General features: G+C 40.8%; 19 protein-coding genes and 1 other RNA gene. 13 read left to right on the top strand and 7 right to left on the bottom strand.

All coding sequences use genetic code 11. The annotated features are described in order from the left end of the window. Positions 1-10 precede the first annotated feature (10 nt). The 4 genes from BUR11_RS00445 (at position 11) to BUR11_RS00430 (ending at position 4,550) form a co-directional block, all read left to right on the top strand. Entirely contained in the window at positions 11-1,240 is a 1,230-nt protein-coding gene (locus BUR11_RS00445; protein WP_074222889.1) for a M16 family metallopeptidase, read from the top strand. Between the two features lie 2 nt (positions 1,241-1,242). Continuing rightward, entirely contained in the window at positions 1,243-1,887 is a 645-nt protein-coding gene (locus BUR11_RS00440; protein WP_074222888.1) for an O-methyltransferase, read from the top strand. Between the two features lie 65 nt (positions 1,888-1,952). Next, a complete protein-coding gene (locus BUR11_RS00435) occupies positions 1,953-3,536 on the top strand; it encodes a lytic transglycosylase domain-containing protein (protein ID WP_074222887.1) in 1,584 nt (527 codons plus the stop codon). Positions 3,537-3,557: 21 nt separating this feature from the next. Beyond that, entirely contained in the window at positions 3,558-4,550 is a 993-nt protein-coding gene (locus BUR11_RS00430) for a DUF3078 domain-containing protein (RefSeq protein WP_074222886.1), read from the top strand. Here BUR11_RS00430 and BUR11_RS00425 read toward each other — a convergent pair. Next, complete coding sequence (locus tag BUR11_RS00425) at positions 4,547-5,035, bottom strand: hypothetical protein (protein WP_074222885.1); 489 nt, start codon at positions 5,033-5,035, stop codon at positions 4,547-4,549. The two genes, BUR11_RS00430 and BUR11_RS00425, sit on opposite strands and share 4 nt — an antisense overlap. Positions 5,036-5,118: 83 nt before the next feature. After that, positions 5,119-6,264, bottom strand: coding sequence for a DNA polymerase III subunit gamma/tau (locus tag BUR11_RS00420; protein WP_074222884.1), 1,146 nt, complete (start codon positions 6,262-6,264; stop codon positions 5,119-5,121). Positions 6,265-6,446: 182 nt separating this feature from the next. On the opposite strand from BUR11_RS00420, the gene ssrA reads away from it, so the two are divergent. Then, positions 6,447-6,847: a transfer-messenger RNA gene (gene ssrA / locus BUR11_RS00415) on the top strand. 163 nt (positions 6,848-7,010) lie between these two features. Next, complete coding sequence (locus tag BUR11_RS00410; protein WP_074222883.1) at positions 7,011-8,030, top strand: DUF2235 domain-containing protein; 1,020 nt, start codon at positions 7,011-7,013, stop codon at positions 8,028-8,030. A 235-nt stretch (positions 8,031-8,265) separates the two neighbouring features. Here the strand turns inward: BUR11_RS00410 and BUR11_RS00405 are convergent, their stop codons facing one another. The 3 genes from BUR11_RS00405 to BUR11_RS00395 form a co-directional block, all read right to left on the bottom strand. Then, complete coding sequence (locus BUR11_RS00405) at positions 8,266-9,288, bottom strand: phosphotransferase (protein WP_074222882.1); 1,023 nt, start codon at positions 9,286-9,288, stop codon at positions 8,266-8,268. Next, a complete protein-coding gene (locus BUR11_RS00400) occupies positions 9,285-9,785 on the bottom strand; it encodes an AAA family ATPase (protein ID WP_074222881.1) in 501 nt (166 codons plus the stop codon). The genes BUR11_RS00405 and BUR11_RS00400 overlap by 4 nt, the downstream gene beginning before the upstream one ends. A gap of 184 nt (positions 9,786-9,969) precedes the next feature. Further along, on the bottom strand, positions 9,970-11,229 hold the full coding sequence (locus BUR11_RS00395) for a prolyl oligopeptidase family serine peptidase (protein ID WP_074222880.1): 1,260 nt from the start codon (positions 11,227-11,229) through the stop codon (positions 9,970-9,972). A 500-nt stretch (positions 11,230-11,729) separates the two neighbouring features. On the opposite strand from BUR11_RS00395, the gene BUR11_RS00390 reads away from it, so the two are divergent. The 4 genes from BUR11_RS00390 (at position 11,730) to BUR11_RS00375 (ending at position 18,004) form a co-directional block, all read left to right on the top strand. Next, positions 11,730-12,143 (top strand): hypothetical protein, encoded by a 414-nt coding sequence (locus tag BUR11_RS00390; RefSeq protein ID WP_143185774.1) that lies wholly within the window; start codon positions 11,730-11,732, stop codon positions 12,141-12,143. A gap of 154 nt (positions 12,144-12,297) precedes the next feature. After that, on the top strand, positions 12,298-13,386 hold the full coding sequence (locus BUR11_RS00385) for an efflux RND transporter periplasmic adaptor subunit (RefSeq protein WP_074222878.1): 1,089 nt from the start codon (positions 12,298-12,300) through the stop codon (positions 13,384-13,386). A 24-nt stretch (positions 13,387-13,410) separates the two neighbouring features. Next, a complete protein-coding gene (locus BUR11_RS00380; protein WP_074222877.1) occupies positions 13,411-16,578 on the top strand; it encodes an efflux RND transporter permease subunit in 3,168 nt (1,055 codons plus the stop codon). Continuing rightward, positions 16,571-18,004, top strand: coding sequence for a TolC family protein (locus BUR11_RS00375; protein WP_074222876.1), 1,434 nt, complete (start codon positions 16,571-16,573; stop codon positions 18,002-18,004). The genes BUR11_RS00380 and BUR11_RS00375 overlap by 8 nt, the downstream gene beginning before the upstream one ends. 113 nt (positions 18,005-18,117) lie before the next feature. On the opposite strand, the gene BUR11_RS00370 is transcribed toward BUR11_RS00375, so the two are convergent. Next, complete coding sequence (locus BUR11_RS00370; protein ID WP_074222875.1) at positions 18,118-18,813, bottom strand: ABC transporter ATP-binding protein; 696 nt, start codon at positions 18,811-18,813, stop codon at positions 18,118-18,120. Then, positions 18,810-20,270 (bottom strand): DUF5687 family protein, encoded by a 1,461-nt coding sequence (locus tag BUR11_RS00365; protein ID WP_317045199.1) that lies wholly within the window; start codon positions 20,268-20,270, stop codon positions 18,810-18,812. Before BUR11_RS00365 ends, BUR11_RS00370 begins: the two co-directional genes overlap by 4 nt. Before the next feature lie 122 nt (positions 20,271-20,392). Between BUR11_RS00365 and BUR11_RS00360 the strand changes: the two genes are divergently transcribed. The 3 genes from BUR11_RS00360 (at position 20,393) to BUR11_RS00350 (ending at position 25,424) form a co-directional block, all read left to right on the top strand. Beyond that, complete coding sequence (locus BUR11_RS00360) at positions 20,393-21,121, top strand: nitroreductase family protein (protein WP_074222873.1); 729 nt, start codon at positions 20,393-20,395, stop codon at positions 21,119-21,121. 436 nt (positions 21,122-21,557) lie between these two features. After that, complete coding sequence (locus tag BUR11_RS00355; protein ID WP_084560823.1) at positions 21,558-23,123, top strand: T9SS type B sorting domain-containing protein; 1,566 nt, start codon at positions 21,558-21,560, stop codon at positions 23,121-23,123. Between the two features lie 63 nt (positions 23,124-23,186). After that, on the top strand, positions 23,187-25,424 hold the full coding sequence (locus BUR11_RS00350) for a collagen-like domain-containing protein (RefSeq protein ID WP_074222872.1): 2,238 nt from the start codon (positions 23,187-23,189) through the stop codon (positions 25,422-25,424). The last annotated feature ends 169 nt before the right edge of the window (positions 25,425-25,593 follow it).

Genomic DNA, 25,593 nt, shown 5'->3' with positions numbered 1-25,593 from the left:
GTATTCAAAAATGGATTTAAACATCAAGGAGTTAAAGAACGGAATCCGAATCGTTCATCAGGAAGTCACACATACCCGGTTGGTACATTGCGGCTTTATATTGAACATAGGCAGCAGAGATGAAACGAAAGAGCAGGAAGGCCTAGCCCACTTCTGGGAACACATGGCCTTCAAAGGAACCAAGAAAAGAAAAACATTCCATATCCTCAATAGACTGGAATCGCTGGGTGGGGAGTTAAATGCCTATACCACCAAAGAGAAAGTTTGCTTCTATGCTTCTACCTTGAAGGAGCATTATTCCAAAGCAGCTGATTTGCTATATGACATCACTTTTAACAGCACCTTCCCTCAAAAACAGATAGAAAAGGAACGGCAGGTCATTTTAGAGGAAATGGCCATGTATCGGGATTCTCCGGAGGATTCTATTCAAGATGAACTGGACGAATTGGTGTTTGAAAATCACTCTCTTGGAAGAAATATTTTGGGAAATGAAGAGACTGTAGGTAGTTTTTCACATTTGGACTTCATCGATTTTATTTCTACCCTACTGGATACCCATCAGATCATATTTTCGGTAGTTGGCAATATTCCCTTCTCCAAAGTATTGAAATCCATAGAAGGTCCTTTAAATGAAATCCAGGAAAAGCGAAGCCTCTATGTGCGAAATGGCTTTCATAGCTACCTGCCAAAAACCAAAATCATTGAGCGTGAAATTTCTCAGTCTCTTTGTGCCATAGGAAGACCCGCGTATTCCTTACATGACCCCAATCGATACAAGTTGTTTTTACTTAACAATATTCTGGGTGGGCCCAGTATGAATAGCCGATTGAATTTGACTCTAAGAGAAAGGTATGGCTATGTGTACAACATCGAGTCTACCTACTCTCCTTTTTCGGATACTGGTTTTTTTGGAGTGTATTTCGGTACCGAAGAGAAAACCTTGAAAAAAGCCCAAAGTCTGGTCATGAAAGAAATGGCGGCGCTTCAAAAGAAGAAACTTGGGAAAATCCAGCTTCAAATGGCCAAAGAACAAGCCATCGGGCAAATGGCAATGGCCGAAGAGAATTATGCAGGTTTGATGCTGGTATATGGAAAAAGCCTTCTAGATCATGATAAAGTAGATCCTTTAGAAAGTATCTTTGAAAAAATAAAGAACACGACAGCTGATGAACTTCAGGAGATTGCCAATGAGATTTTCAATCCTGAAAACATGAGTTTTCTAACGTATAAGCCCCAATAATCATGGAATTTATCTCCGATGACTTATTACAATATTGCGAAAATCACACCAGCGAAGAGGATTTATTGCTTCAAAAAATCACACGGGAGACCCAGCTGAAAGTCTTGAAACCGAGAATGCTTTCCGGTCAACTTCAAGGGAAAATGCTGGAACTATTTACCAAAATGATCAATCCAAAAATTGCTTTGGAAGTGGGGACCTATACCGGTTATTCTGCCATTTGTATTGCAAGAGGATTAAATAAATCCAGCAAATTGATCACCATGGACATCAATGATGAATTGGAAACCATGGTCAGAGGTTTTTTTGAGGAAAGTGGCTTGGCAGATCAAATTGATTACCGGTTAGGCAATGCTTTGGACCTGCTTCCAAACGTGGATGGACCAATTGATATGGCTTTTATCGATGCCGATAAAATCAATAATGAAAAATACTACGAGCTGATTCTGGAGAAAATGAACACAGGAGGGATCATCATGGCTGACAATGTACTTTGGTCTGGAAAAGTATTGGTTGAAGAGGGAAAGAAAATCGATAAAGACACCCAGGCAATTCTGGACTTTAATGCCAAAATAACCCAGGATCCAAGGGTAGAAAATGTGCTATTACCAATACGGGATGGCATTATGATGGCGAGAAAATTATAGCATATTCAAAAAGGGAATCATTTTTGCTAAAAAGAGGCTGAGCACCAGATTAAAGCCTTTTTGGAATGAGTAAAAATAAATTTTCAAGCCTTCTTTTCATCCTCACGCTCTTCAGTAGCTTTTCTTTGCTTGCGCAGATTCCGCAAGTACCTGCTGAATTGGAGTTTGCAGATTTAATTGTAAGAATTAATCCACAAGCGAGAAGGGAAATTCAACTGGATGTAGATGCTCAATATCGAAATCCCGAATATTTCAAAATCAAGCGGGAAAGGGTCAATTTATATATGCCGATTATCGAAGATATACTCCGAGACAATCAAGTTCCTGAAGATTTAAAATACCTGGTAATCCAAGAAAGCTCCCTCATAGCCGATGCGGTTTCTACCTCCAACGCTGTTGGATTTTGGCAATTCAAACAGGGTACTGCAGAGGAAGTATTTCTTCGCGTGGACAATCAGATCGATGAACGAAAGAATATTGTTTCCTCTACCCGTGGTGCGGCTTTGTATTTAAAAAAGCATAACAACACTTTTGACAATTGGATGTGTGCTTTGGTTTCCTATCAAATGGGACTAGGTGGTGCAAAAGCCTATTTTGGAACAAGATTTAATGGAAAGCGTGTGGTAGATGTAGACAGGAATACTCATTGGTATTTCAAAAAGTTCTTGGCCCATAAAATTGCCTTTGAAAACCAACTAGGTGTACTCACTTCCAATTCTAGAATGGTAGAAGTCCCTATTCAAGGTCCAACTACCCTAGCTGCCTTGGCCAAAAAATATGGAGTATCTGAGTCACATTTAAAAGAATACAATAAATGGACCTCTAATGGTAAAATCCCAGGCGATAGAACCTATGGATTAGTTTATATCCAGGATGGAACACTACCCGTACAACCTGCTATTATTACAAGTAGTCCATCCAAAAACAGTTCTAACAGTAACAATTCGTCTGCCAATTCACCAGCTTATAAGCAGGCTAACTCCTATCCAAGGATCAGCGGCAATACGACAAAGGCGAGTCAGCCAGACCAGATCACCGTCAATGATATCGAAGGAGTTCAAGCCTCACAGACTACTACACAGAGTAACTTCACTGATAAGATTGGTATCAGGGAGAAGAAATTTAGAAGACTCAATGATCTTGATCCTGGAGAAAGAATTGAAGCGGGAGAATACTACTATACCAAGAAAAAGAAATCCAAAGCTGAAGTTGAGCACCATATAGTGATGCCGGGAGAAACACTTTGGAGCATCTCTCAAAAGTATGGAATCAAGCTTTCTTCTTTGAAATCCAAAAACCGCATCAGAAAAGATTCTGACCTGAAAGTAGGTATGGTATTGAATCTTCAAGATCACAGGAAACGTGGGGAGGATATCCGGGTTGTCAATATCAAGAAAGCTCCTCCAGCCCAGAAGGCGGTAGTTGCCAGCAGCTCAAGTTCCACTGGACCTTCACAGCAAGCAAGGACCTCCACCGCATCCAATTCAAGTTCCCAGGGAAAGATTACCCATGTGGTAAGCAAAGGTGATACGCTTTTTGCGATCAGTAAAAAATATGGGGTTACAGTCAATGACTTAAAATCCTGGAATAACATTGGCAGTCAAAACATCATTAGCATCGGTCAGAAATTGGTTATCTTCACGCCCTGATCCTATTATCTTCATTTTTGAATGCGTAATTACCTCCTTTTTATAGGATTTCTTTTGTTTGGAATGAGTCATCAGGTATTGGCTCAAGATCGTCTGATTATCCCTGATACAGTTCTGATCAATGGGGACACCTTATTAATGCTCGGCGACTCCTTGTTGGTAGAAGAACCCAAAAAAGAAATTTTCTGGGAGACCGGAGGTAATTATAATTTGAACATCCAACAAGTGACAATAAGTAACTGGGCAGCAGGTGGAGCAAGCTCTTTTGCACTCAATTCAGGGATTTCCATTTTTGCGAATTATAAGAAGGATAAAAAAGTTTGGGACACACAAGTCACCATTAACTTAGGAATGAACCGTCAAGATGACCGTGATTTTAGAACGCGGAAAAGTAATGACAACTTTATTTTCGTCAGTAATTATGGCCGTGAGCTTTCGGAAAAATTTTACCTCTCTACCCAATTGGATGCCCGAACGCAACTGCTGGCAGGTTATAAATATTCAAGACCCTCTGGTAGTGATCAAGATGTAAGAACGAAAATATCGGATTTACTCTCTCCTGGCTATGTTCAATCTTCTACAGGTTTGAACTACAGAAGGACCTATTCAGATAAAAGTAAATTGTCAGTCATTCTATCTCCATTTACAGGTCGTTTTACGATTGTGATGGACGATTCATTGAGTCGTGCGGGGGCTTTTGGGGTAGTTCCGGGAGAAAATGTACGTGCCGAAGCAGGTATGTCATTGGCAACTTCCGTGGCAGATATTCAGCTCATGGAAAATATCACTTGGAAAGCAGATCTCAATCTTTTCTCGAATTACGAACGGTTTGGTAACATGGTCGTGAATTTCAACTCCACCATTCGGATGAAAGTAAACAAGTACATTTCCACCAGGATGGAAACCAGAATTATCTACGATGAGGAGGTGTTTATCAAACAAGATGACGGCAGTTCTAAACAGGCAGTTCAGCTCCAGAATTTGATAAATTTTGGGATATCCCTTGATTTCTAGTAGTCTGTTTCCAAACCAAATCTTTTCTGAAACTCGGCTAATGCCGCATGCTTTTCCTTCAGGAATCGAAGCTTATCGGAACTGGTATAGAGTTTATTGGTAGCGGATTCCAGCTCCTCTTTTACCACTAATTTGATCGCCAGTTTACCCGCTCCAGTCAAGTCTCTGATTAAAGTCAATAATTCCGGCTTCATTTTCTGCGCAATTTCTTCCTGAACATGCCCCATGACTTCCAGACAAATTTCATGTCCTTCCATCTTGATCGGTTGGTTCAAAATCGCATGTTCCAATACTTTCCCTTCCACCCTAAAATGATCCAATACCTTTGGCATTACCTCATCTAACATGGTTTGAGTTAATTGAAGCGTATTAACAGGCTCAACCACTTTTGCCTCCGCTTTCCGCTGCTCAATTCTTTTTTCCTCATCCTTTGCTTTCTCCTCCAAAATCTTTTTGGTATGATACAAGCTGGTAGGAATAGACATGGTCCTCTGAACAGGAACAGACTTAGCTTTAGTTATTGGGGTAGAATTTGAATCGGAAGGAGCTGCTTTAGACTCTGATTTACTCAGACTTTTTTTTTTGATTCCTCGGCAGCCAGAGTTGCCAATTTGAAGACCTGGGGCAGTTTGGCCATTTTCATCAATGCCAGTTCTACATGGAGGCGTTGATTTTTGGAGGTCTTATAATTGATATCGCATTGGTTGGCGATATTTAGAGCTGATAACAAAAAGGACACGGAAGTGGCTCCCGTCTGTTGTAAGTATCTTTCTTTTGCACTTTCAGAAACCTGGATTAACTCAACGGTAGCGGGATCTTTTGCCACCAACAAATCTCTAAAGTGCTCACATAGACCAACAATGAAATTATGACCATCAAAACCTTTCTTCAGGATTTCATCAAAAATCAACAATGCCTTTGATAAATCTTCCTCAATCAAGGCATCTACTACTTTGAAATAGTAATCGTAATCGAGGATATGAAGATTGTCGATGGTTTCCAGATAGGTGACTTTCTTGCCCGCAGAATAGGTGACGATCAAATCAAAAATAGATAAGGCATCACGGAGCGCACCATCCGCTTTGGTGGCTATCAATCTCAAGGCTTCTTCTTCGTAGTCTACCTGTTCCTTCTCTGCAATGTATTTTAGATGCTCAGCAATATGTTTGATCTGAATTCTGTTGAAATCAAAAATCTGGCACCGGGAAAGTATCGTCGGGATGATCTTATGCTTCTCTGTGGTAGCAAGAATGAAAATCGCATATTTCGGAGGCTCTTCCAAGGTCTTCAGAAAGGCATTGAAGGCCTGATTGGAAAGCATATGAACCTCATCAATAATATATACCTTGTATTGACCTTTTTGAGGCGCATAGCGCACTTGGTCCACCAGGTTTCTAATATCATCTACCGAGTTATTGGATGCCGCATCCAGCTCATAGATATTAAAAGAACTGTTGTTTTTGAAAGAAACACAGGATTCACATTCACCGCATGCTTCCTGATCTGCTTGCCGATTTTCGCAGTTAATGGTTTTTGCCAAAATCCGGGCACAGGTAGTTTTACCTACACCACGAGGTCCACAAAATAGGAAAGCCTGAGCTAAGTGATTGTTTTTAATCGCATTTTGAAGAGTCGTGGTAATGTGCTGCTGCCCAACCACACTCTTGAAATCTGCTGGTCTGTATTTTCTTGCCGAAACGACGAAGTTTTCCATCACCGCAAGATATAAAAAACTCCATATTCGGGAAGCCTAAATGTATGTGATCTGCGACAATTTCTGATAAAATGTTGATTTCCAATTCAAGAATTTTAAAAAAGCCCAATTGGAGGAGGAGAAACAAAAAACTATATACTCTTGGAACCAAAAATCTATTACTTTTGTCATCCTTATCAAATGGGGCTGACCGGTATTGACAGTAAGTGTAAAGATCGGGCTCGCATGCAGGCTGGAGTATGTACGGCCTTGAAAGATTCATACGAACTATAATTGGCGAAAATTCTTACGCCATGGCTGCCTAATCTACCCTCTTAGGATAGATCGCTTAAAGGGTTGAGTTACTAGAGTAATTCCCCAGCCACATCTCACCGTCCGTTATCTGGTCCGGACGGATTTGAGGTGTCGACTTGACCGGGTTGCGGCTTGTGATGCTATTAAGCAAGTCTAAGATCAATAGCTAAGCCGGAACAAGGTGTGTCATCCAGCATATTTCGGTCGAAAACCTAACAGGTGACTAAGCATGTAGACGGTACGGTGTTTCCTTATCTGGACGCGAGTTCGAATCTCGCCAGCTCCACATCCCTCTGATATTTCATAGATTATCAGAGGGTTTTATCTTCCCCCATTGATCTTAGTAGGATTTTTTAATTTCTATCCCTAATTTTTAGGGTGGTCTGGCATTAATCAATCCGATCATTTTAAGCAAGAAAACAACATTTTTAAATTCTAAATCAGATTGTAGTATGTCGAAAAATATTGTGATTTTTTCAGATGGTACTGGTCAGGAAGGAGGAAAAGGGCCAGATACCAATATTTATAAGCTTTTTAAGGAAATAGAACATCGGACACCAAACCAGGTTTCATTCTATGATCGTGGGCTAGGTACGGGCTGGAAAAAGTTTACTGGCTCCGTGGGAGGGTCTGGGATACAGAGAAATATTTTAGAGGCATACCGATTCATTTTTGACAATTACCAATCTGGAGATAAAATATTTCTTTTTGGCTTTAGCCGAGGAGCGGCGACCGTCCGAAGCCTATCTAGTTTCATTCATCATTTTGGAATTCTACCTTCTTCGAGACCGGAACTCATCGCAAAAGCTTACCGTATATACAGAATTAAGAATTCTGAAAAGAGAGAAAATGAAGTAAAGTCTTTTATAGCCAGACATCATACCATGTGGACAAAAATCCATTTTTTGGGCTGTTATGATACGGTGGCAGCTCTTGGATTTCCCATTAATTGGATGAGTTCCATACTAGATAAGTTACCCTTCACACGGCATTCATTTCATGATTTTAGATTGAGTGAAAGTGTGAGTAACGCTTATCACGCTCTGGCCATTGACGATGAGCGACTTACTTTTCATCCAGTATTATGGGATTACGAAGTCAAAGATTACCAAAAAGTAAAACAGGTTTGGTTCCTGGGCATGCATACCGATGTGGGCGGGGGATACGAGATCGATGACTTATCCAACATTACTTTTCGCTGGTTAAAAGAACAGGCCATTGCATGTGGCTTAATCATTTACAAAAAGGATGGCGAAGTTATTGGATTAAACCCCAATGGTCATATGCATAATTCCCGGCAGAAATGGTGGGAGCGAATTTATAGGAGACGAATTAGACAATGGGATACCAGCAGGAAAGACCGCCCGATTATACACGAAAGTGTTCTTCAAAGAACCAAGAATCCACAAAATCATGACAGCCCAAATTATAAACCCTGGATTCTGGATTTGGATTATGAAATCGAAAAATAGAATTTCTATTAAAGGTAGATAATGATTATTGTTTTAGTTAGAATTTTCTAATTAGCTTAAAAAAGTTAATGTATTCCGGGCTTGAATCTTGTTATCTCCGCTTGTAACCCTTGCTGGGAGGAAATTGTTATTCCTCCCCACTATCCAAACCAATTTCAAATTGGACAAGCCCAAATTGCAAATCCGAAAGGTCAGTCAGGCGTAGTTGCAAACATATGCCTGGTTGAGGGCAGATTCAACCCTGATTTTCAAGCTTCTCCAAATAACTTCCAAACAATGAAAAATACCTGTTGAAGGCATCAAGGTAAACTTTCCTTTCATTTCCCTCCTGGGCTTGGGAAATCTCGATGGCGTAAACTTTTGCACGAATATTGGCTCTCAAGCACTTATAATAATTGAACAATTTTTCTTCCTGAACAGAAATGGACGTACCTTGTTGCTCAAAATAAGTAGTCAAAAAAATCTTCGCCAAATCTTCTCGTCCCCAACTTTCCAAATCCATACAGAGGAAAGCCACTTCATACAACACATCGATCTGCCTGAAGTCTTCTTTAAATTCAATACAATCAAAAAGGACAGGGTTTTCCATTAAAAATACATTCCCCCCATGCAAGTCCCCATGAACATCTCTTACAAACCCTTCTGCAGATCGCTTTTCTAGGAGTTTTGAGTTGCTGGTCAAAAAAAAGTCGCTCAACCTAACTGCCCTATGTAATTCCTCTTTGAGTTCATCATAATTAGGGAGATCTTCCAATACTTTTTCTATACTCAAAATATCATTGAAGGTCTCTTTCGAGTTTTGCAATTCAAAAGACCGATGAATCACCCGGGCTTTTTTGTGGAATCTCCCCACCTGATGGGCTAATTTTTCTATGGCTTCTGAAGACACCTCTGCTTTCTCCAAAAGTCGGTCCATCCGCATTCCCTCATCCATTCTCTTCATCACCACAGCATAATCCCGAGGCAATCCTTTTTCCCCGCCAATGGACCAATGGTCTTCTTCAAAATAAATTGGTTCCACTCCCAAGTAAATATCAGTAAACCTTGCATTGAGATTCACTTCCATTTCGCAGTAATATTTCCGCTTTTGCAAACTGGAAAAATCAACAAAAGACAAGTGAACAGGCTTTTTAATTTTAAAAGCATGGTCTCCGGATAGGATGACCCAAGAAATATGAGTCTCTATCAATTTTCCCTTTAAGGCCAGCCCTTTGAAAGTGCCCAATTGCGATAAGCTTTTGATTTCAGAAGAATTCATTGATCAGGATTAATATAGTCCATCGCCTGCCGAAGCATTGATTCCAGGTTTGATTCTCCAGAAGTAATAGCAATGTAAGGCGAACGGATTGGATCAAAATCTCCTTTCATTTTCAAATACACTTCATAGTTTGCCTCGCTCCTTTTTCTTGGCTTTGCCAGCCTTTTTTTTACCAGTGATTCATTTGCCTCCACCAAAATGGTACTCAAAGAGACTTCAAACCTGGATGAAAGTTGATAAATGAACTCTCGATATTCCTTCAATTGAAAGGTAGCATCTACGACCACCGATTTCTCTTCCTTGATCAACTTTTCTGTACGTCGACACAGTTCTCGGTACACCTCCATTTTATCCTCCCTCGTATAGCTCCCCATTTTATGAAGTTCTTTTCGGATCACATCATTTTCCAAATGGACTGCCTTTAGCCGTTCTGATAGCTTAGAAGCAAAATAGCTTTTCCCGGAACCGGGAAGTCCCATGACCATAATCAACAACATATCTCCTACTTATTTTTCTAACTCCTGATGTTTTATCCCTATGTGTAAAAGGAGGGAATCTAGACTAATTTAAAAAAAAGAAGCTGCCTAAACCGCTTTTCCAACTGGTTCTCTTACTCCAAGTTGAAATCGCATGGTTTTTAGCAGCCTCTATAAATCCTTAACTTCTCCTACTTACTGAGGACTAATTTGATTGGGAAGAAAGCCATTGCATAATAGTCACGGGAACTCCATCTACTTTCACGGGACTACCATCAAAATCTGTTTGGCTCTTATTTGCATGTGAATAAATCCATGACCAGTGCCCCGGATAATGGTAATCCTCTCCTCCTAATAAGCCTGTGATATCTACCACATGGTCATAAAAAGTCAAGTGAACATCTTTTGCTCCAGCTTTGATTAGTTTATCATAGACGGGTAATACAGTCTGATCCGCGACAGTGGTCGAATCATCTTTGGAGTGCACAAACCAGATCGGTACATTCTTGATACTTTTAGCTTGGTCATCTGATAAATAGGCCGCCCGATAGGCTAAAGCGCTGATATACCCTCCAGCAAAGTAATCAGGGTATTCCAAGATCAATTTCAAACTCATATACCCTCCATTACTACATCCACCTACATAAATCCGATCCGTATCTACATTGGGGTTTTTCGCTACAAAATCATCAAATAAGCCCTTCAACGCCTCAAAGTAAATATCATCTACCTGACCACTAGTTGAACCATCTCCGCTATCCATCCAACGAGTAGGTGTTTGTGGTACCAACACATAAGCCCCGTCAAAATATTGTTGAATTTCCGGTGATGCATAATTGGCAGCCCGATTTCCCAGTAATGGAATGGTGGTATCTGTCCCTCCTTCACCTCCTCCATGTAACCAAATAATCAATGGGGCCTTATCTTGATCGGTATCCGGTGTAAATGAGGCATAGGTGAGTTCGACATTGGAATGAGTGAATGTACCATCCAAATCAAATTCATCGATCAAGGGAATGATCCGGTCACTTTCTTTGTTCCAGACTTCCAAGGTCTCTGTATTGGTAATTAACAATTGATAGTCTACCCAGACGTTGCCATGACCACGCATGTATTGAAAGGGTGAACTCACACGAATAGTAGGAGCTACTGCCAGATTCAATGTGACATAACTTCCGTCCTCCTGCCTGTTTCCTTGACCATCCGAATTATAAGCAGATAGTACTGTTCTTTCTCCTCCAGAAGGATTAATAGGACCTTCTGAAAGTTCAGAACTTCTTGTAGCATAGACATGGTAAACTGATGGATCTACACTTAAATCAGTGCTGCCTTTGGACAAAATAACTTTGTTCACAGCCGGACCCCAGTCAAAGCCTTCCACGACAAGATTGTACGTATTTTGTGCCATCACCTGAAAGGAGGCTAGCACCATACAAAGAATTAGAAATAAGGGTTTATTGTTCATGATTTATTGATATTTACAGAATCCTCAATTTAACAATCTATCCTATTCATTTTCTGCCAATTATATAAACGTGATAATTTTTATATGGAATTACTCCACAAAGTGCATTTGAAAAAGACTTTAGAGGCAAATTTCAAGAATGGTTTAAAAAATCAGTTAATTGCAGATAGGGATCATTCTTCTTTTTTAACTCAGTAAAATAACTTGCTACAGGTAAAATAAAAAACCTTTTCTAGCAAATCATAAACCAAATTATTTCCCTCATTAAATAAAAAAAACAAAAATAGTTAACCGAAATAGTTTGAAGATTCTCAATAAAATATAGAATTTTATAAAAAAATGTTAAGCATGGCACCAAACCAAAATAAAATTTGATTTAGTACCATTGATTCAAATGCCTTTTAAATTTTATATTGGATTGAGAGGAACAGTTGAGTCGTTAACAGGATTTAACTGAAGTTTTCTTGACTGAGAGAAAAACTTTATAAATTCGCACCTTGATGACAAAGTTGATTACAAGAATTGTACTATCATTTTGCATCCTACTTTCAAGCGGGTATAGTCAACTATACGCCCATGAAATGGGGGAGGGTCATCAGTATGTTCAGGAAGAAAATTTTTCCGGGTTAGAAAATTCTCACATAGCCCAAAGCAACTCCGAACAAATCCCAATCATTCAAATCCACGAGTCCGGTAAAATCAAGTTAGATCCTACTGAAATCGAGGAGGAAGATGACATCCTTTTTTCATTTAAAAAGTATGTAGAAAACAGCAATTACTTTATTGCAATTTTTTGCACCCTAATTCTCGGATTTTTATTCCGGTTTATTCAAAGACGCTTATTCCTTAGTAAGCATTTCTATCTTATATCGTCCTATAGGATGCACCTCATCAATCAGGTGTTTACTATATGATACTACTTTTCAAGTAAGGCTATTTAATCTATAGCTCTTCTTACCCTACCCTTTTTGTGTTGCTTCAATTTCCAAAGTGAAGGACGCAATCACGTGTATCAATTCTTTACACGTTTCTAAAAATCAAGAATAAATACCGTCTAACATCTATTTTATGAAATCGAGAATTATCATGCTCGCAGGCTTGTGTGCATTACTCTTCCACACAGGCTGCAACTCTCACGGAGAGGAGCACCATGAAGCAGAAACCACCTTTCAGGTAACCAGTCCATTACCCATGGACACATTGATCACCAAGCAATATGTATCTCAGGTCCATGCGATCCAGCACATTGAGCTTAGAGCCCTAGAAAGGGGCTACTTACAAAAAATCTATGTAGATGAAGGTCAGTTTGTTAAAAAAGGCACACTGCTTTTCAAAATCATGCCCAATGTCTACGAAGCAGAGCTAGCAAGAGCAAAAGCTGAAGCTGAATTTGCAAGAATTGAATTTGAAAACACCAAATCTTTGGCAGATAGAAATATTGTTGCACCCAATGAATTGGCCATGGCCAAAGCAAAAGTAGACAAAGCCAATGCCGAACGACTATTGGCAGAAACCCATTTACAGTTTACTGAAATCAGAGCTCCTTTTGACGGAATTATTGACAAGTTCCTGGTAAGAGAAGGTAGTTTGCTAGAAGAAGGTGAATTATTGACCAACTTCTCTGACAACAGTAAAATGTGGATTTATTACAACGTGCCTGAAGCGGAATACCTAGATTACAAAGCTCAGGTAAAATCCAATGAAAAAGTGCAAGTGGCCTTCCAAATGGCCAACCACAAAATGTTTGAATATCCAGGAGTAGTAGAAACTATTGAAGCGGATTTCAACAATGAAACTGGTAACATCGCTTTTAGAGCGACTTTCCCGAATCCTGATGCTTTGTTAAGACATGGGGAAACCGGAAACATCCAAATGACAATCCCTCTTGAAAACACCTTGTTGATTCCACAAAAGGCAACCTTTGAAGTGTTGGATAAGAAGTATGTATTTGTCATTGATGAAGATCATGTAATCCACTCTAGAGAAATCGAAATCTCTGCAGAGTTACCACACATTTACGCAGTAGTAGGAGGATTAGAGCCTACAGACAAAATACTATTGGAAGGTCTTCGACTAGTAAAAGAAAACCAAGAAATCCAGTATGATTTTCTAGAGCCGAAATCTGTGATTTCGAGTCTGGATCTGTATGCCGAGTAATTCCAATCCTAAAACAACAAACTGATGTTTACAAAATTCATTAAAAGACCAGTTTTAGCGATTGTAATCTCCATTATCATTGTGTTTGTAGGTTCTCTGGCCATGAAGCAGATGCCTATTTCACAGTTTCCGGAAATCGCTCCAACAACGGTAAGTATATTTATCGCCTATCCAGGTTCCAGTGCCGACGTGCTGGTAAAGTCCACGCTTATTACGCTTGAAAACTCCATCAACGGGGTTCAAGGAATGCGATACATGGCCACAGATGCTACCAGTGCCGGTGAGGCAACCATTAACGTAATCTTCGATCCAGGCACCGACCCCAACCAGGCCGTCATACGAGTCAAGACCAGGGTGGATCAGGTAATGCCTCTCTTACCAGAATTGGTACAACGAGAAGGTGTGATTATCACCCCTATCCAGCCAAGTATGTTGATGTACGTCAACCTTTTCTCGACGAGTGAAAGCATGGATGAAAAATTCTTGTACAACTATGCCAACGTGAATATGATTCCGGAGATCAACCGGATCAAAGGGGTTGCTAGGTCTCAAATTTTGGGCAGTAGAACTTATGCCATGCGGGTATGGTTAAATCCAGACCGTATGCGTGCCTACAACCTTTCTGTAGAAGATGTCATGGAAGCGATGCAAGAGCAAAGTATCGTAGGACGCCCGGGAAGAATCGGTCAAAGTTCCGGTATCGCAGCCCAGTCTCTTGAATATGTTTTAACCTACAAGGGCCGTTTCAATACCTCTGAACAATACGATAACATCATCATCCGGGCAAACCCTGATGGTGAAAGCATCAAACTCAAAGACATCGCTAGAACTGAGTTAGGAAGTGAATTCTTTGATATTTATTCCAACCTAGACGGTCATCCTTCCGCGGCTATTGTATTGAAGCAAAACTATGGTAGTAATGCCAGTGATGTAATCGCTGAAGTGAAAGCAAGACTGGAAGTCATGAAAGAATCCTTCCCTCCAGGAATGGATTATCAAATCAGTTATGACGTTTCTCAATTCCTAGATGCATCTATCGAACAGGTAGTTCATACATTACGCGACGCATTTATCCTCGTAGCCCTCGTTGTATTTATTTTCCTAGGGGATTGGAGGTCTACTTTAATTCCTATTCTAGCTGTACCGGTTTCGCTGGTTGGAGCTTTCTTTGTGATCCAATTCTTTGGTCTCTCGATCAACTTAGTCACTTTATTTGCTCTGGTGTTGGCAATTGGTATTGTGGTTGATGATGCGATCGTAGTGGTGGAAGCCGTACACGCCAAAATGGAGGATTTCCCTCACCTGACTCCCTACCAAGCTGTAAAAAGAGTTTTGGGAGAAATCAGTGGAGCCATCATCGCCATTACTGCGGTTATGGTTTCAGTATTCCTTCCAATTTCCTTCATGTCAGGCCCAGTAGGCACCTTCTATCGACAGTTCTCTATCACTATGGCCAGTTCCATTGTGATTTCAGCGGTGATCGCATTAACCTTGACTCCTGTGCTTTGTGCCATGTTGCTTAAAAATCACCATGGACATGAGAAAAAGCAAAACTTCCTGACCAAATCACTGGATAGCTTTAACAGCGTTTTCGATAAGTTGACAGGTAAATATGTAAGCCTTTTAAAATCCATGGTGAGTAGAAGGTGGTTAACCTTTGGAATCCTACTACTATTTGGAGCTGGAATTTTCTTCGAAAACCAGATTCTTCCTGCAGGATTTATTCCTAGTGAAGACCAGGGAACCATCTATGCAATTATCCAGACACCTCCAGGAGCAACTTTGGAAAGAACCAATCAGGTTTCCCAGAAGCTTCAAAAGATTTGCGAGGAAATTGATGGAGTGGAATCTGTTTCTTCCTTGGCAGGATACGAGATCATGACTGAGGGCCGTGGATCCAACGCTGGTACTTGTTTGATCAACTTGAAGCCTTGGGGTGAGCGTAAGCACACGGTGAAAGAAATCATGGAAGAACTGGAAGAAGAATCCAAAGGACTTGGTGCAATTGTCGAATTCTTCGAACCTCCAGCTATTCCGGGTTTCGGTTCATCTGGCGGTTTCTCCATGAGATTATTGGATCAAACTACCAATACAGATTATCAGGAGTTTGATAAGATCAACAAAGACTTCATGGATCACCTAAGAGAACGTAAAGAGATCACTGGTCTATTCACCTTCTTCGCGGCCAACTATCCACAATACGAACTGGAGATAGACAATAATAAAGCCATGCAGAAAGGGGTATCTATTGGTAAAGCCATGGAGAACTTAAACATTCTGATTGGTAGTACCTACGAACAAGGTTTTATCCGATTTGGTCGATTTTTCAAAGTCTATGTGCAGTCAGATCCAAGCTTCAGACGATTACCATCTGATGTTCTGAATCTCTTCGTGAAAAATGAAGCGGGCGAAATGGTGCCTTATTCTGCCTTCATGACGATGAAGAAAACACAAGGCCCTAATGAGGTTACCCGTTTCAACATGTATAACTCTGCGGCGATCAGAGGTCTTCCGGCTCCAGGCTATACTACGGCTGATGCCATTCAAGCCATTCGTGAAGTGGCTGCTGAAACACTACCGAGAGGGTATGATATTGCATGGGAAGGCTTGTCTTATGATGAAGCTAGCAGAGGTAATGAAGCACTCTATGTATTTATCATCGTTTTGGTGTTCGTTTACTTCGTGTTAGCAGCACAATATGAAAGCTTTATCATTCCACTTGCGGTAGTCTTCTCTTTACCTGTCGGGGTTTTTGGATCCTTCTTCTTGCTGAAGATGATGGGACTTGACAATGATATTTATGCCCAGATTGGTTTGATCATGTTAGTGGGGCTGTTGGGTAAAAACGCGGTATTGATTGTGGAATTTGCTGTACAGAAGAGACAGGAAGGTGCAACCATCCTTGCGGCAGCTATTGAAGGTGCAAAGGTTCGATTTAGACCTATCCTCATGACTTCCTTTGCCTTTATTGCGGGATTGGTTCCATTGATACTAGCAACCGGAGCAGGTGCAATTGGTAACAGAACCATCGGTGCTTCTGCCATGGGAGGAATGCTCTTCGGTACCATATTCGGGGTAATCATTGTCCCTGGCCTTTATTACATTTTCGGGTCTTTGGCAGATGGCCGTCATTTAATCAAGAATGAAGACGAAAGTCCATTATCCGAACAAACTCACCACAAACATGCTTAAAAGAATCCTTTATATAAGTCTTGGAGTAGCAAGTCTTTCCTTTGCGGTGACCTCTTGTAAGACTCCAGAATTGGCCGAAAAAGCCATAAATGATACAGTTCCAGAAAGCTTTAATGGCTCTCAGGATACCACGAATACCGCTACTTTGGATTGGAAGGAATACTTTTCCGACCCATACCTTCGAACCCTGATTGATACGGCTTTGAGCAAGAATCAGGAGTTGAATATTACCTTGCAGGAGATACAGATTGCTCAAAATGAAGTCCGTGTCCGAAAGGGTGAAATTTTACCCTCTGTGAATATCGGGGTAGGTGCAGGAGTGGATAAAGTGGGGAGATATACCAGTCAAGGAGCCAATGATGCCAATACTGAAATCAAACCAGGGAAAGAAATGCCAGATCCGTTGCAAGATTATGTGGTCGGTGCATTTGCCACCTGGGAAGTGGATATTTGGAAAAAGCTGAGAAATGCGAAAAAATCAGCCTTGACTCGATATCTAGGAAGCATAGAGGGCAAAAATTTCATGGTTACCAACTTAATCGCTGAAATTGCCAATTCTTATTACGAACTACTGGCGTTGGATAATCAATTGGAGATTGTTCAACAGAACATCGAGATCCAAAACAATGCCTTGGAAATTGTCAAGTATCAGAAAAATGCTGCAAGGGTCACCGAACTGGCAGTCAAACGATTTGAAGCACAAGTGCTAAACACCAGAAGTATTCAATACGAAATTCAGCAGCAAATTATAGAAACTGAAAATCGGATCAATTTCTTGGTAGGTAGATTCCCTCAAAGAGTGGAAAGAGATCACCGTGTTTTCACGGACTTAGTCCCTGAAATGGTTCATGCGGGGATTCCTTCCCAGTTATTACAAAACAGACCGGATATCAGACAAGCAGAGCTTGAATTGGCTGCATCGAAGGTTGATATCCAAGTGGCCAAAGCTGACTTCTATCCTAAATTGGAGATTTCTGCTGGGTTAGGTTTTAATGCATTCAATCCTTCTTATTTGTTCACCTCTCCTCAATCCCTGATCTATTCGCTCGCGGGTGAGTTGGTAGCGCCATTGATCAATCGAAATGCGATCAAAGCTAGGTACCTCACTGCCAATGCCATGCAGATTCAGGCGATTTATAATTACGAGCAAACGATTTTGAATGCATACATCGAAGTGGCAAATCAGCTTTCCAACATTGACAACTTGGAAAAAACCTATGATTTAAAAACGCAACAAGTAAATGCATTGACTCAATCTGTAGATATTTCCAATGACTTGTTTAAATCAGCAAGAGCTGATTACATGGAAGTGTTATTGACACAGAGAGATGCGTTGGAGTCCAGATTTGATCTGATAGAAACTAAAATGAAACAAATGCATGCCAAAGTGAATATATATCAAGCACTTGGAGGCGGTTGGTACTAGTTAAAGTTGAATAAAGGTTGAATTGCTATCCTTAGTAGAGAGTATGGGATAGCTTACAGAAAAGCCCCTCAGGATGTTCCTAAGGGGCTTTCTTTTCGAATATGTAATCTAAATCAACCTGTGAAATACGCCTCCAATTCAGACATCATCGCTGATTTTTCCCTCAGGTCATTGATGATTTTTCCCTTTTCCAACAAGACGATGCGATCACAAATTTCAGTTACATGGTTCAAATCATGACTGGAAATCATGAATGTCACTTGTGAATTTTCCTTTTCCTGAAGCACTAATTTCTTTAATCTGATTTGCGAACTCGGATCTAGGTTTTCAAAAGGTTCATCCAAAAACACATATTGAGGACTTCCCATCAAAGCAGCAGCTATTCCTACCTTCTTCAAATTTCCTTTGGACAAATCTCGTATGTATTTCTTTTTTCCAATGATTTCTTCATTAAACAGATCCGTGAACTTGGCTAAGTGGTTTTGGAGATCGGCCTCCGACATTCCATAAATTTTTCTTAGCGTCTCAAAGTATTCATCTGGTGTTAAGTAGGCCAAGAGCATATGCTCATCTAAAAACGCACCTGTCACACTTTTCCAAGCTTCACTTTTACTCACATCCTCTTCGTCAATCGTTACATTTCCTGTAGTGGCGCGAACCAAGTCCAACATGATCCTAAACAAGGTGGTTTTTCCGGCTCCATTATTACCTACCAATCCAAAACATTCCGACTTAGGAATCTCTAAACTTGGAACATCCAGCACAACAGCTTCTTTATATTGTTTTTTAAGGTCTTTTACTTGAATCATAACTCTTGACGGAATGAAGATGAAATCTCGTATCTATTGGAAAGCACTCGATTAATATTGATTTGGGATAATTTTTTAAATGAAAGAATGCCAATGATTCCAATGGTAGCCAGGGCAGCTAAGCCTGCATATTCATTGACCCACAAAGCAAAAGGTAGATAAACTGCGTATGGTGCTAACATCATAGGTATGATCATCAAAAACTGAGCAGCTCCAACTCCTTCATAATTGAACATGGCTCCTTTATTTAAATCCATGGGTTTAGGTTTCCATAAGGCTAAATAGACAATCAAATGAATCAACACCCCTGCATTGAAAAGCCATGTAGCTAAATGGATCAATAAAAACTTCCACCCAAAATACACATAGGGCACTGACAACAAGAAACAAAGGCAAGAAACGGCAATGAGCAACAAATACTTGCCTCGAATCAGCGCCGCTATTCCATCCTTTTGATTGATGAAAAAATCAAAATTTCCAGAGTTCCAGCTTAAAAACAACTGCCCGTATTGAATCATAAATATCCCGGTTATAAATACCCCCACAAAAATAAAGATGAAGCTAAAGCCTCCTCCCTCTGTCTGGTATTGGGGATTTTCATAGAAAATCATTCCATACAATAAAAAGAATGCACTGAGCATTAAAAATGTCCTACTCTTCTTATGGCGGATGATTAATTTCCACTCTAGATTAGCCATCTCTCCTGCCAAACCGAATCTTGAAAAGAAACCAAAGCTTTTATTGGCGAATTTAACTTCCTCCTCTTTGGACAAATCTTCTAGGTAAGCATTGTTTAGATAAAATGTATAGGCTATGAAATAGAGTCCCACACAAAGGATCGTGGTAATCATCAAAGGAACTATACTAGTAAGCGACCAAGTGAAAAATGGAGCCACTAAATCCCCTAGATTAAACCAGCCCATATAGGTAGAGCCTCCACCAAGCAATAAAACTGCGAAAACGATAAATACTCCTATCAGGCTATCTTCAAACCGTTGCTTAAACCAAAGCATAAACCAATGAAGGGACCAGCTGATCATCAAGATATTACCGATCCAGAAAATCAAAGAAGCCATCCCCATTGAAGGCAATATCACCTGAATTCCAAATGGTAAAAAAAGTAATAATGCAATCACACTGATAGGGGAGATAAAGGACCTTACGAGCAGCATGTGCATAATCTTCTTTTTACCAATCGGTAAATGCAAGAGGCTTTCCAGTTCGATTACTGGGAGATTTTGCAGGAAATAGCGATACATAAACTCCGTCAAAAAGAAAAAGATCAGCCCTGAACAGAGGACCTCTAATGGATCTTGTCCTTCAGCTATCACACCCAGGATTTTTTGTAAGAAAATCCCTGCCATCAAAATATAACTGAGTAAGAGTAATGCGAGAAAAGCCAGAAATATGGTGATCAATAAGCTCTTGGCAAAAGAGGTAGATCGGACACTCTTCAAGAATTGTAGCCTTATTAATTCAAAAATCATTTAAATGGTAGTTGGTAATTCTTTCTAAATTTGCTTCAAAATAATCAATCAACATAAATTTTTGTTGTTTGAATAAACAATATAGTTAATTGATGGAATTACTTAAAGAGTTAGGTTTTTTTGAAGCTGTAGAGGCAAGAAGGTCGGTGAGGATTTTTGATCAAGAAAGCCCATTCGATCACCAAATAGTCAAAAAATGCTTGGAAGCAGCTATCCTCTCTCCAAACAGCTCCAATCTACAACTCTATCAATTCATCCGTATCCCGGAATCCTCTTCCCTTAAAGCTCCGCTAGCCAACCTATGCATGCGTCAAAAGGCAGCAGTCACTGCCAGAGAATTGGTGGTAGTGGTAACCCGAAGAGATCTTTGGAAGTCTAGGGCTGATGCCAATTACAATTACATCAAAACCACGGTTCAAAACCAATCTGAAAAGAAACAAAAACAGGCATTGAGTTATTATGGAAACTTAATACCCAAACTATATTCCCGTTTTCCCGGCTGGACTATCATCAAAAAAATTATTGCTTGGTGGGTTGGGTTAAGAAGGCCTATGGTCCGTGAAGTCAGCGAAACTGATGTACGAATCTCTGTTCATAAATCCGCTGCTTTGGCCTCCATGACTTTTATGTTAGGAATGAAAGCCTCCGGCTATGACACTTGCCCGATGGAAGGCTATGACTCCAAACGAGTATCGAATCTTCTAAACCTTCCCAAAGGATCCGAAATCTGCATGATTATCGGCTGCGGCAAAGGACTTCCAGAAGGAGTTTATGGGGAAAGATTTCGGGTTGAATCGGAACTACTGATTTCAGAGTGGTGATTAAAACACTACACGATCTAAGAGCATCATTCGCTCTACCGAAATCTCACCGAATCGGTCATTTGGTTAAATTATACCAAGCTTTACATAATTTTTTTTGTTTTTTTTTTAACCATTTTTTCTGTAATAGCTTTTATTTTTGCCGCTAGGTCAAGCAAAATTTTGCATTGGCCATTTGGTTTGAATTCAAAAAAAAGATTTTGAAATACAGTTTTATGTTCTTTTTTTGTCTAAACCCCAATTTATAATTAAAAAAAATAAGCTAAATCTCCCTTAATTTTCGCTTCATTTATTCATAAAATACAGATCAACAGATACTTATATTATTTGTAAAAGGGCTTTGTATTAAATCGGAAGGACTAATGGAATAATTTATGCCGAAGGTGAAAGATCCTAGCTTAAATTTTACCCATATAGAATTACAATTTTACCCAAAATGACTCGAAGCTTATTATATCAGTGTTTACCGGTTTTTGTAGGACTTTTGTGCTGCGGCCAAACTGTTTTTGCACAATTCGTCAATACGGGTAAACTATCCGTCAAGGAAGGAGCAATTATTTGGTCTGCTCTTCCATTTGAAAATCGTACTAATGCCTCATTTATAAACGATGGGACTGTAATATTCTTGTCTGATGTAGCCAATGAAGGAGAGTTTACTTTTAGCCAGTCCGAAGAAACCGGACTGCTCCGATTAGAAGGGCTTAGTGGCCAAAGTTTAACAGGCTCTTCACAGATCAACACTCGGAATCTATTATTAAGCAACAATTCCGACTTCATCCTTTCCAATGATCTGCAGGTATCTGGCTTAGCCGACTTTCAGGCAGGGGTAGTTAGGGCCTCTTCAGCTGACGATATTTTTGGTTTTGCAGTGGGTGCAAATTCTGAGAATTCCTCTGATGAAAGCTTTGTAGATGGAAAAGTTGGTGCGGCCATAGAGAGGCAGCTTCTTTTTCCTACAGGAAATGCAGCATTTCGTCGGATTCTTTTTGCTTCTCCAATTCCGGCGGGGAATAAATTGAATGTCACTGCTCGATATTTTTTAGAAGATCCAGGCAACCTTTATCCTAGAGATCAAACGGCCCTAAACGTTGTTTTAGTAGATGATGCTGAATATTGGGAACTAGAAAATCTTGAGGAAAGTAAACGCGACTTAAGCCTAACTCTCTCTTGGCGTGATGTAACCACTCCTCCTTTTATCCTAGGAGATCTCAACAAAATTGGGATTGTAAGATGGGACGAAACTGATTCTCAATGGGTCAGTGAAGGTGGAGAAATAGATTTACCAGGACAACTTGTAAGCTCGGCTGTCACGCTTAGTGGCACTTCTGTTTATACATTAGGGGTCCTCACTGGGTTTACTAATTTGGGGCTAACAAAAACCTCATTCGACCTTTCCATTTGGGAGGGCGATCAATTTGACTATCAAATCACCCTTCAAAACAATAGCCAAGTTGCGGCCACAGACGTGGTTCTGGTTGATAACCTTCCTAGAGAGCTTGAGTTTGTGAGCGTAGAAGGAGAATCGATTTTTGGCCTACTTGAGTTTGACGTAGAGGTCGTCGGCCAGTCTGTTATCATCCGTATCCCCGAGTTTATCGGCGGCGATGAGGCCACTTTTACACTGCGAGTAAGGGCAGCTGATCCAGGCCGAATCATCAATGTGGCTGAGGTAAGCTCTTTTGAACCAGATGAAGATCCTAGTGACAACCTAGATACAGATGAAAATGAGGTGAAATCATTCTTCATTCCAAATGTCATCACACCAAATTCTGATGGATTCAATGATCAATTTGAAATAAAGGGACTCAACAAATTTGTCTCTAACAAGCTTACTATTTTCTCGCGTTGGGGGGATAGCATCCTTGAAGAAGATAATTATTCGAACAACTGGGAAGCAGAAGGGCTTGTGGCAGGCACCTACTTCTACATCTTAGATGTAGTAGAAGAAGATGGAAGTACTCAGTCATTTAAGGGTTGGATCCAAGTAATTAAGAAAGATTAAACCACAAAAAGCCGTCTTCACGGTCAAAATCAACGCATTAAAAGTTTAGTAAATATAGAGGTTATGAAAAAGGTATTACTTGTAAGTTTCTTGGCGCTATTTGTCGGTGTAGCCCATGCGCAGGTAGGGATTGGGACAGAAAATCCCCATCCATCTACTATTCTGCATATTGAATCTTCCAATCTTGGGATTCTGATCCCAAGACTCTCACTTAATTCCCCAGAGGATGCGGCATTGCTTCCTGGAGGACCTGTGGATGGCCTTTTGGTTTTCAACATCACTCAAAGTGAAACTATTGCGCCCGGCTTCTATTTCTGGCGAGATGGGAGTTGGAATCGAGTATTGGATTCAGATAACCTCGACAATATCGAAGATCAACTTGCCGTAGTAGACGCAGAACTGGAGGATATCCGTATGAAGATGCAAGGGAGCCTAGTTTTGAATGAAGATGGTACGATAGGTTATTTTGATGAAAATGGCGATTTCATTGCCTTAGACCTCGAAGAAATTGTACAAAACTTACAAACCATTACCACACTTACCGACAATGGGAATGGCACTTTTACTTACACCTCTGAAGACGGTACCGCAGTTACCTTTAATGCAAATAATGACCTTCTAGACAACGGAAACGGGACTTTTACATTTACCAATGCCGCAGGAATTAGTCTAAACTTTGATGCCAGGCGTACTCAAATCGTAGATAATGGAAATGGAACCTTTACCATAAATGATGATTTTGGGAATAGTGCCATAGTTGACGGATCAGTGACGAATGAACTTCAAAATTTATCTATTGTCGGTGACCAGCTTTCCATTTCCGATGGAAATACTGTGACTCTCCCTACTTCCACGGGGCCTCAAGGTCCAAAGGGTGACCAAGGAGATGTAGGACCTCAAGGACCTGTTGGAGCCCCAGGTGTTGATGGCGACTCCGCATATGAAGTAGCAGTAGCCAATGGATTTGTAGGAACTGAAGCAGAATGGCTCGCATCTCTTGAAGGTGCTGATGGAGCCAATGGATTAGATGGTGCAGACGGTGCAGACGGTGCTGATGGCGACTCCGCATATGAAGTCGCAGTAGCCAATGGATTTGTAGGAACTGAAGCCGAATGGCTAGCTTCGCTAAAAGGGGATAAGGGAGATACCGGTGATCAAGGTCCTCAAGGTCCTGCAGGTTCAGATAACCAAATTCTTTCTACTTCTGGAGGAGCTGGTAATATCTCTATCGAAAATGGAAATACCCTTAACCTAAATGTTAACGATGCCGATGCCGATCCTACCAATGAATTTCAAGCGCTTGTCGAGGCTCCCTCTCAGCCTGGTGTAATTGGATTAACCAACGGAAATACGGTCACAGTGAATGTGAATGACGCCGATGCCGATCCCACCAATGAATTGATTACCTCCGGAACCCTCAATGGTACCGACCTGGAAATCGTCGATGCCGGTGGAACCACCACCGTAGACCTTTCCGCACTCGATAACTCCGGTACCGATGATCAGAACCTGACCTCGGCAACCATCTCCGGAAACATCCTGACCATTGAAATCGAAGATGGGGATCCCGTAACGGTCGATCTATCCGCTTACCTCGATAACACCGATGAGCAGGACCTGACTTCGGCAACTCTTGCCGCTAACAATGTGCTGACCATTGCCATTGAAAATGGGGCTCCTGTAAACGTAGACCTCTCTGCCCTGCTTAGCGACGGCTCTGAAACTGATCTTCAAGCCGGTACCAATGCCACTGTCACAGGTACGGGGACCACGGCCGATCCCTATATCGTCAGCGTGCCTAGTCTGGATGATGCCGATGCCGATCCTACCAATGAATTTCAAGCGCTTGTCGAGGCTCCCTCTCAGCCTGGTGTAATTGGATTAACCAACGGAAATACGGTCACAGTGAATGTGAATGACGCCGATGCCGATCCCACCAATGAAATTCAAACCTTATCCGTCAGCGGTACTGATCTAACCATTTCAGGAGGGAACACTGTCTCCCTACCAGCAGCCGGACCTCCTGGAGATAGCTTTATCAAAGCCTTCGGAAAAGTCCGCGCAGATGGATCAACTGCTAAAATAAAAGGAGCTACAGCCACCCTTATTCAAACAGGGGTTTACCGTATTGACTTTACAACACCAATGTCCGACGGAAATTATATCATTCAACTTACGAATGAAGCCGGGAATTCAATGGTTTATGGCACGCAAGATGCAACTGGATTCCTTGTTCTGATTAAAGGAAACAATGGAAAAGCAGAAAATACCGAATTTATGTTTACAGTGATTGATCTTTAGAGGCGTCCAATTTTCCTATAAACCCATAATCTTAACTCCATATGCAAAAAAATGGATCGAATTACTTTTTATGCAGCCCCAACATTTCTATAGGGTATGAATCAAAAAAGTGATCTAACCTCCAGCTCCTAAGGTGAAGGTAAACACTGAGATTAACATGAGTCGAATA

Source organism: Algoriphagus halophilus (assembly GCF_900129785.1).
In the GTDB taxonomy this organism is placed as follows: Bacteria; Bacteroidota; Bacteroidia; order Cytophagales; family Cyclobacteriaceae; genus Algoriphagus; species Algoriphagus halophilus.
The sequence above is the reverse complement of the archived record's forward strand: the minus strand, read 5'-3'. Positions and strand labels throughout refer to the sequence as shown.

Bases quoted from the DNA above. Each gene is read 5' to 3' on its own strand.
- BUR11_RS00445 (WP_074222889.1), top strand. From the start codon at position 11: ATGGATTTAAACATCAAGGAGTTAAAGAACGGAATCCGAATCGTTCAT.
- BUR11_RS00440 (WP_074222888.1), top strand. From the start codon at position 1,243: ATGGAATTTATCTCCGATGACTTATTACAATATTGCGAAAATCACACC.
- BUR11_RS00435 (WP_074222887.1), top strand. From the start codon at position 1,953: ATGAGTAAAAATAAATTTTCAAGCCTTCTTTTCATCCTCACGCTCTTC.
- BUR11_RS00430 (WP_074222886.1), top strand. From the start codon at position 3,558: ATGCGTAATTACCTCCTTTTTATAGGATTTCTTTTGTTTGGAATGAGT.
- BUR11_RS00425 (WP_074222885.1), bottom strand. From the start codon at position 5,035: ATGTCTATTCCTACCAGCTTGTATCATACCAAAAAGATTTTGGAGGAG.
- BUR11_RS00420 (WP_074222884.1), bottom strand. From the start codon at position 6,264: ATGGAAAACTTCGTCGTTTCGGCAAGAAAATACAGACCAGCAGATTTC.
- BUR11_RS00410 (WP_074222883.1), top strand. From the start codon at position 7,011: ATGTCGAAAAATATTGTGATTTTTTCAGATGGTACTGGTCAGGAAGGA.
- BUR11_RS00405 (WP_074222882.1), bottom strand. From the start codon at position 9,288: ATGAATTCTTCTGAAATCAAAAGCTTATCGCAATTGGGCACTTTCAAA.
- BUR11_RS00400 (WP_074222881.1), bottom strand. From the start codon at position 9,785: ATGTTGTTGATTATGGTCATGGGACTTCCCGGTTCCGGGAAAAGCTAT.
- BUR11_RS00395 (WP_074222880.1), bottom strand. From the start codon at position 11,229: ATGAACAATAAACCCTTATTTCTAATTCTTTGTATGGTGCTAGCCTCC.
- BUR11_RS00390 (WP_143185774.1), top strand. From the start codon at position 11,730: ATGACAAAGTTGATTACAAGAATTGTACTATCATTTTGCATCCTACTT.
- BUR11_RS00385 (WP_074222878.1), top strand. From the start codon at position 12,298: ATGAAATCGAGAATTATCATGCTCGCAGGCTTGTGTGCATTACTCTTC.
- BUR11_RS00380 (WP_074222877.1), top strand. From the start codon at position 13,411: ATGTTTACAAAATTCATTAAAAGACCAGTTTTAGCGATTGTAATCTCC.
- BUR11_RS00375 (WP_074222876.1), top strand. From the start codon at position 16,571: ATGCTTAAAAGAATCCTTTATATAAGTCTTGGAGTAGCAAGTCTTTCC.
- BUR11_RS00370 (WP_074222875.1), bottom strand. From the start codon at position 18,813: ATGATTCAAGTAAAAGACCTTAAAAAACAATATAAAGAAGCTGTTGTG.
- BUR11_RS00360 (WP_074222873.1), top strand. From the start codon at position 20,393: ATGGAATTACTTAAAGAGTTAGGTTTTTTTGAAGCTGTAGAGGCAAGA.
- BUR11_RS00355 (WP_084560823.1), top strand. From the start codon at position 21,558: ATGACTCGAAGCTTATTATATCAGTGTTTACCGGTTTTTGTAGGACTT.
- BUR11_RS00350 (WP_074222872.1), top strand. From the start codon at position 23,187: ATGAAAAAGGTATTACTTGTAAGTTTCTTGGCGCTATTTGTCGGTGTA.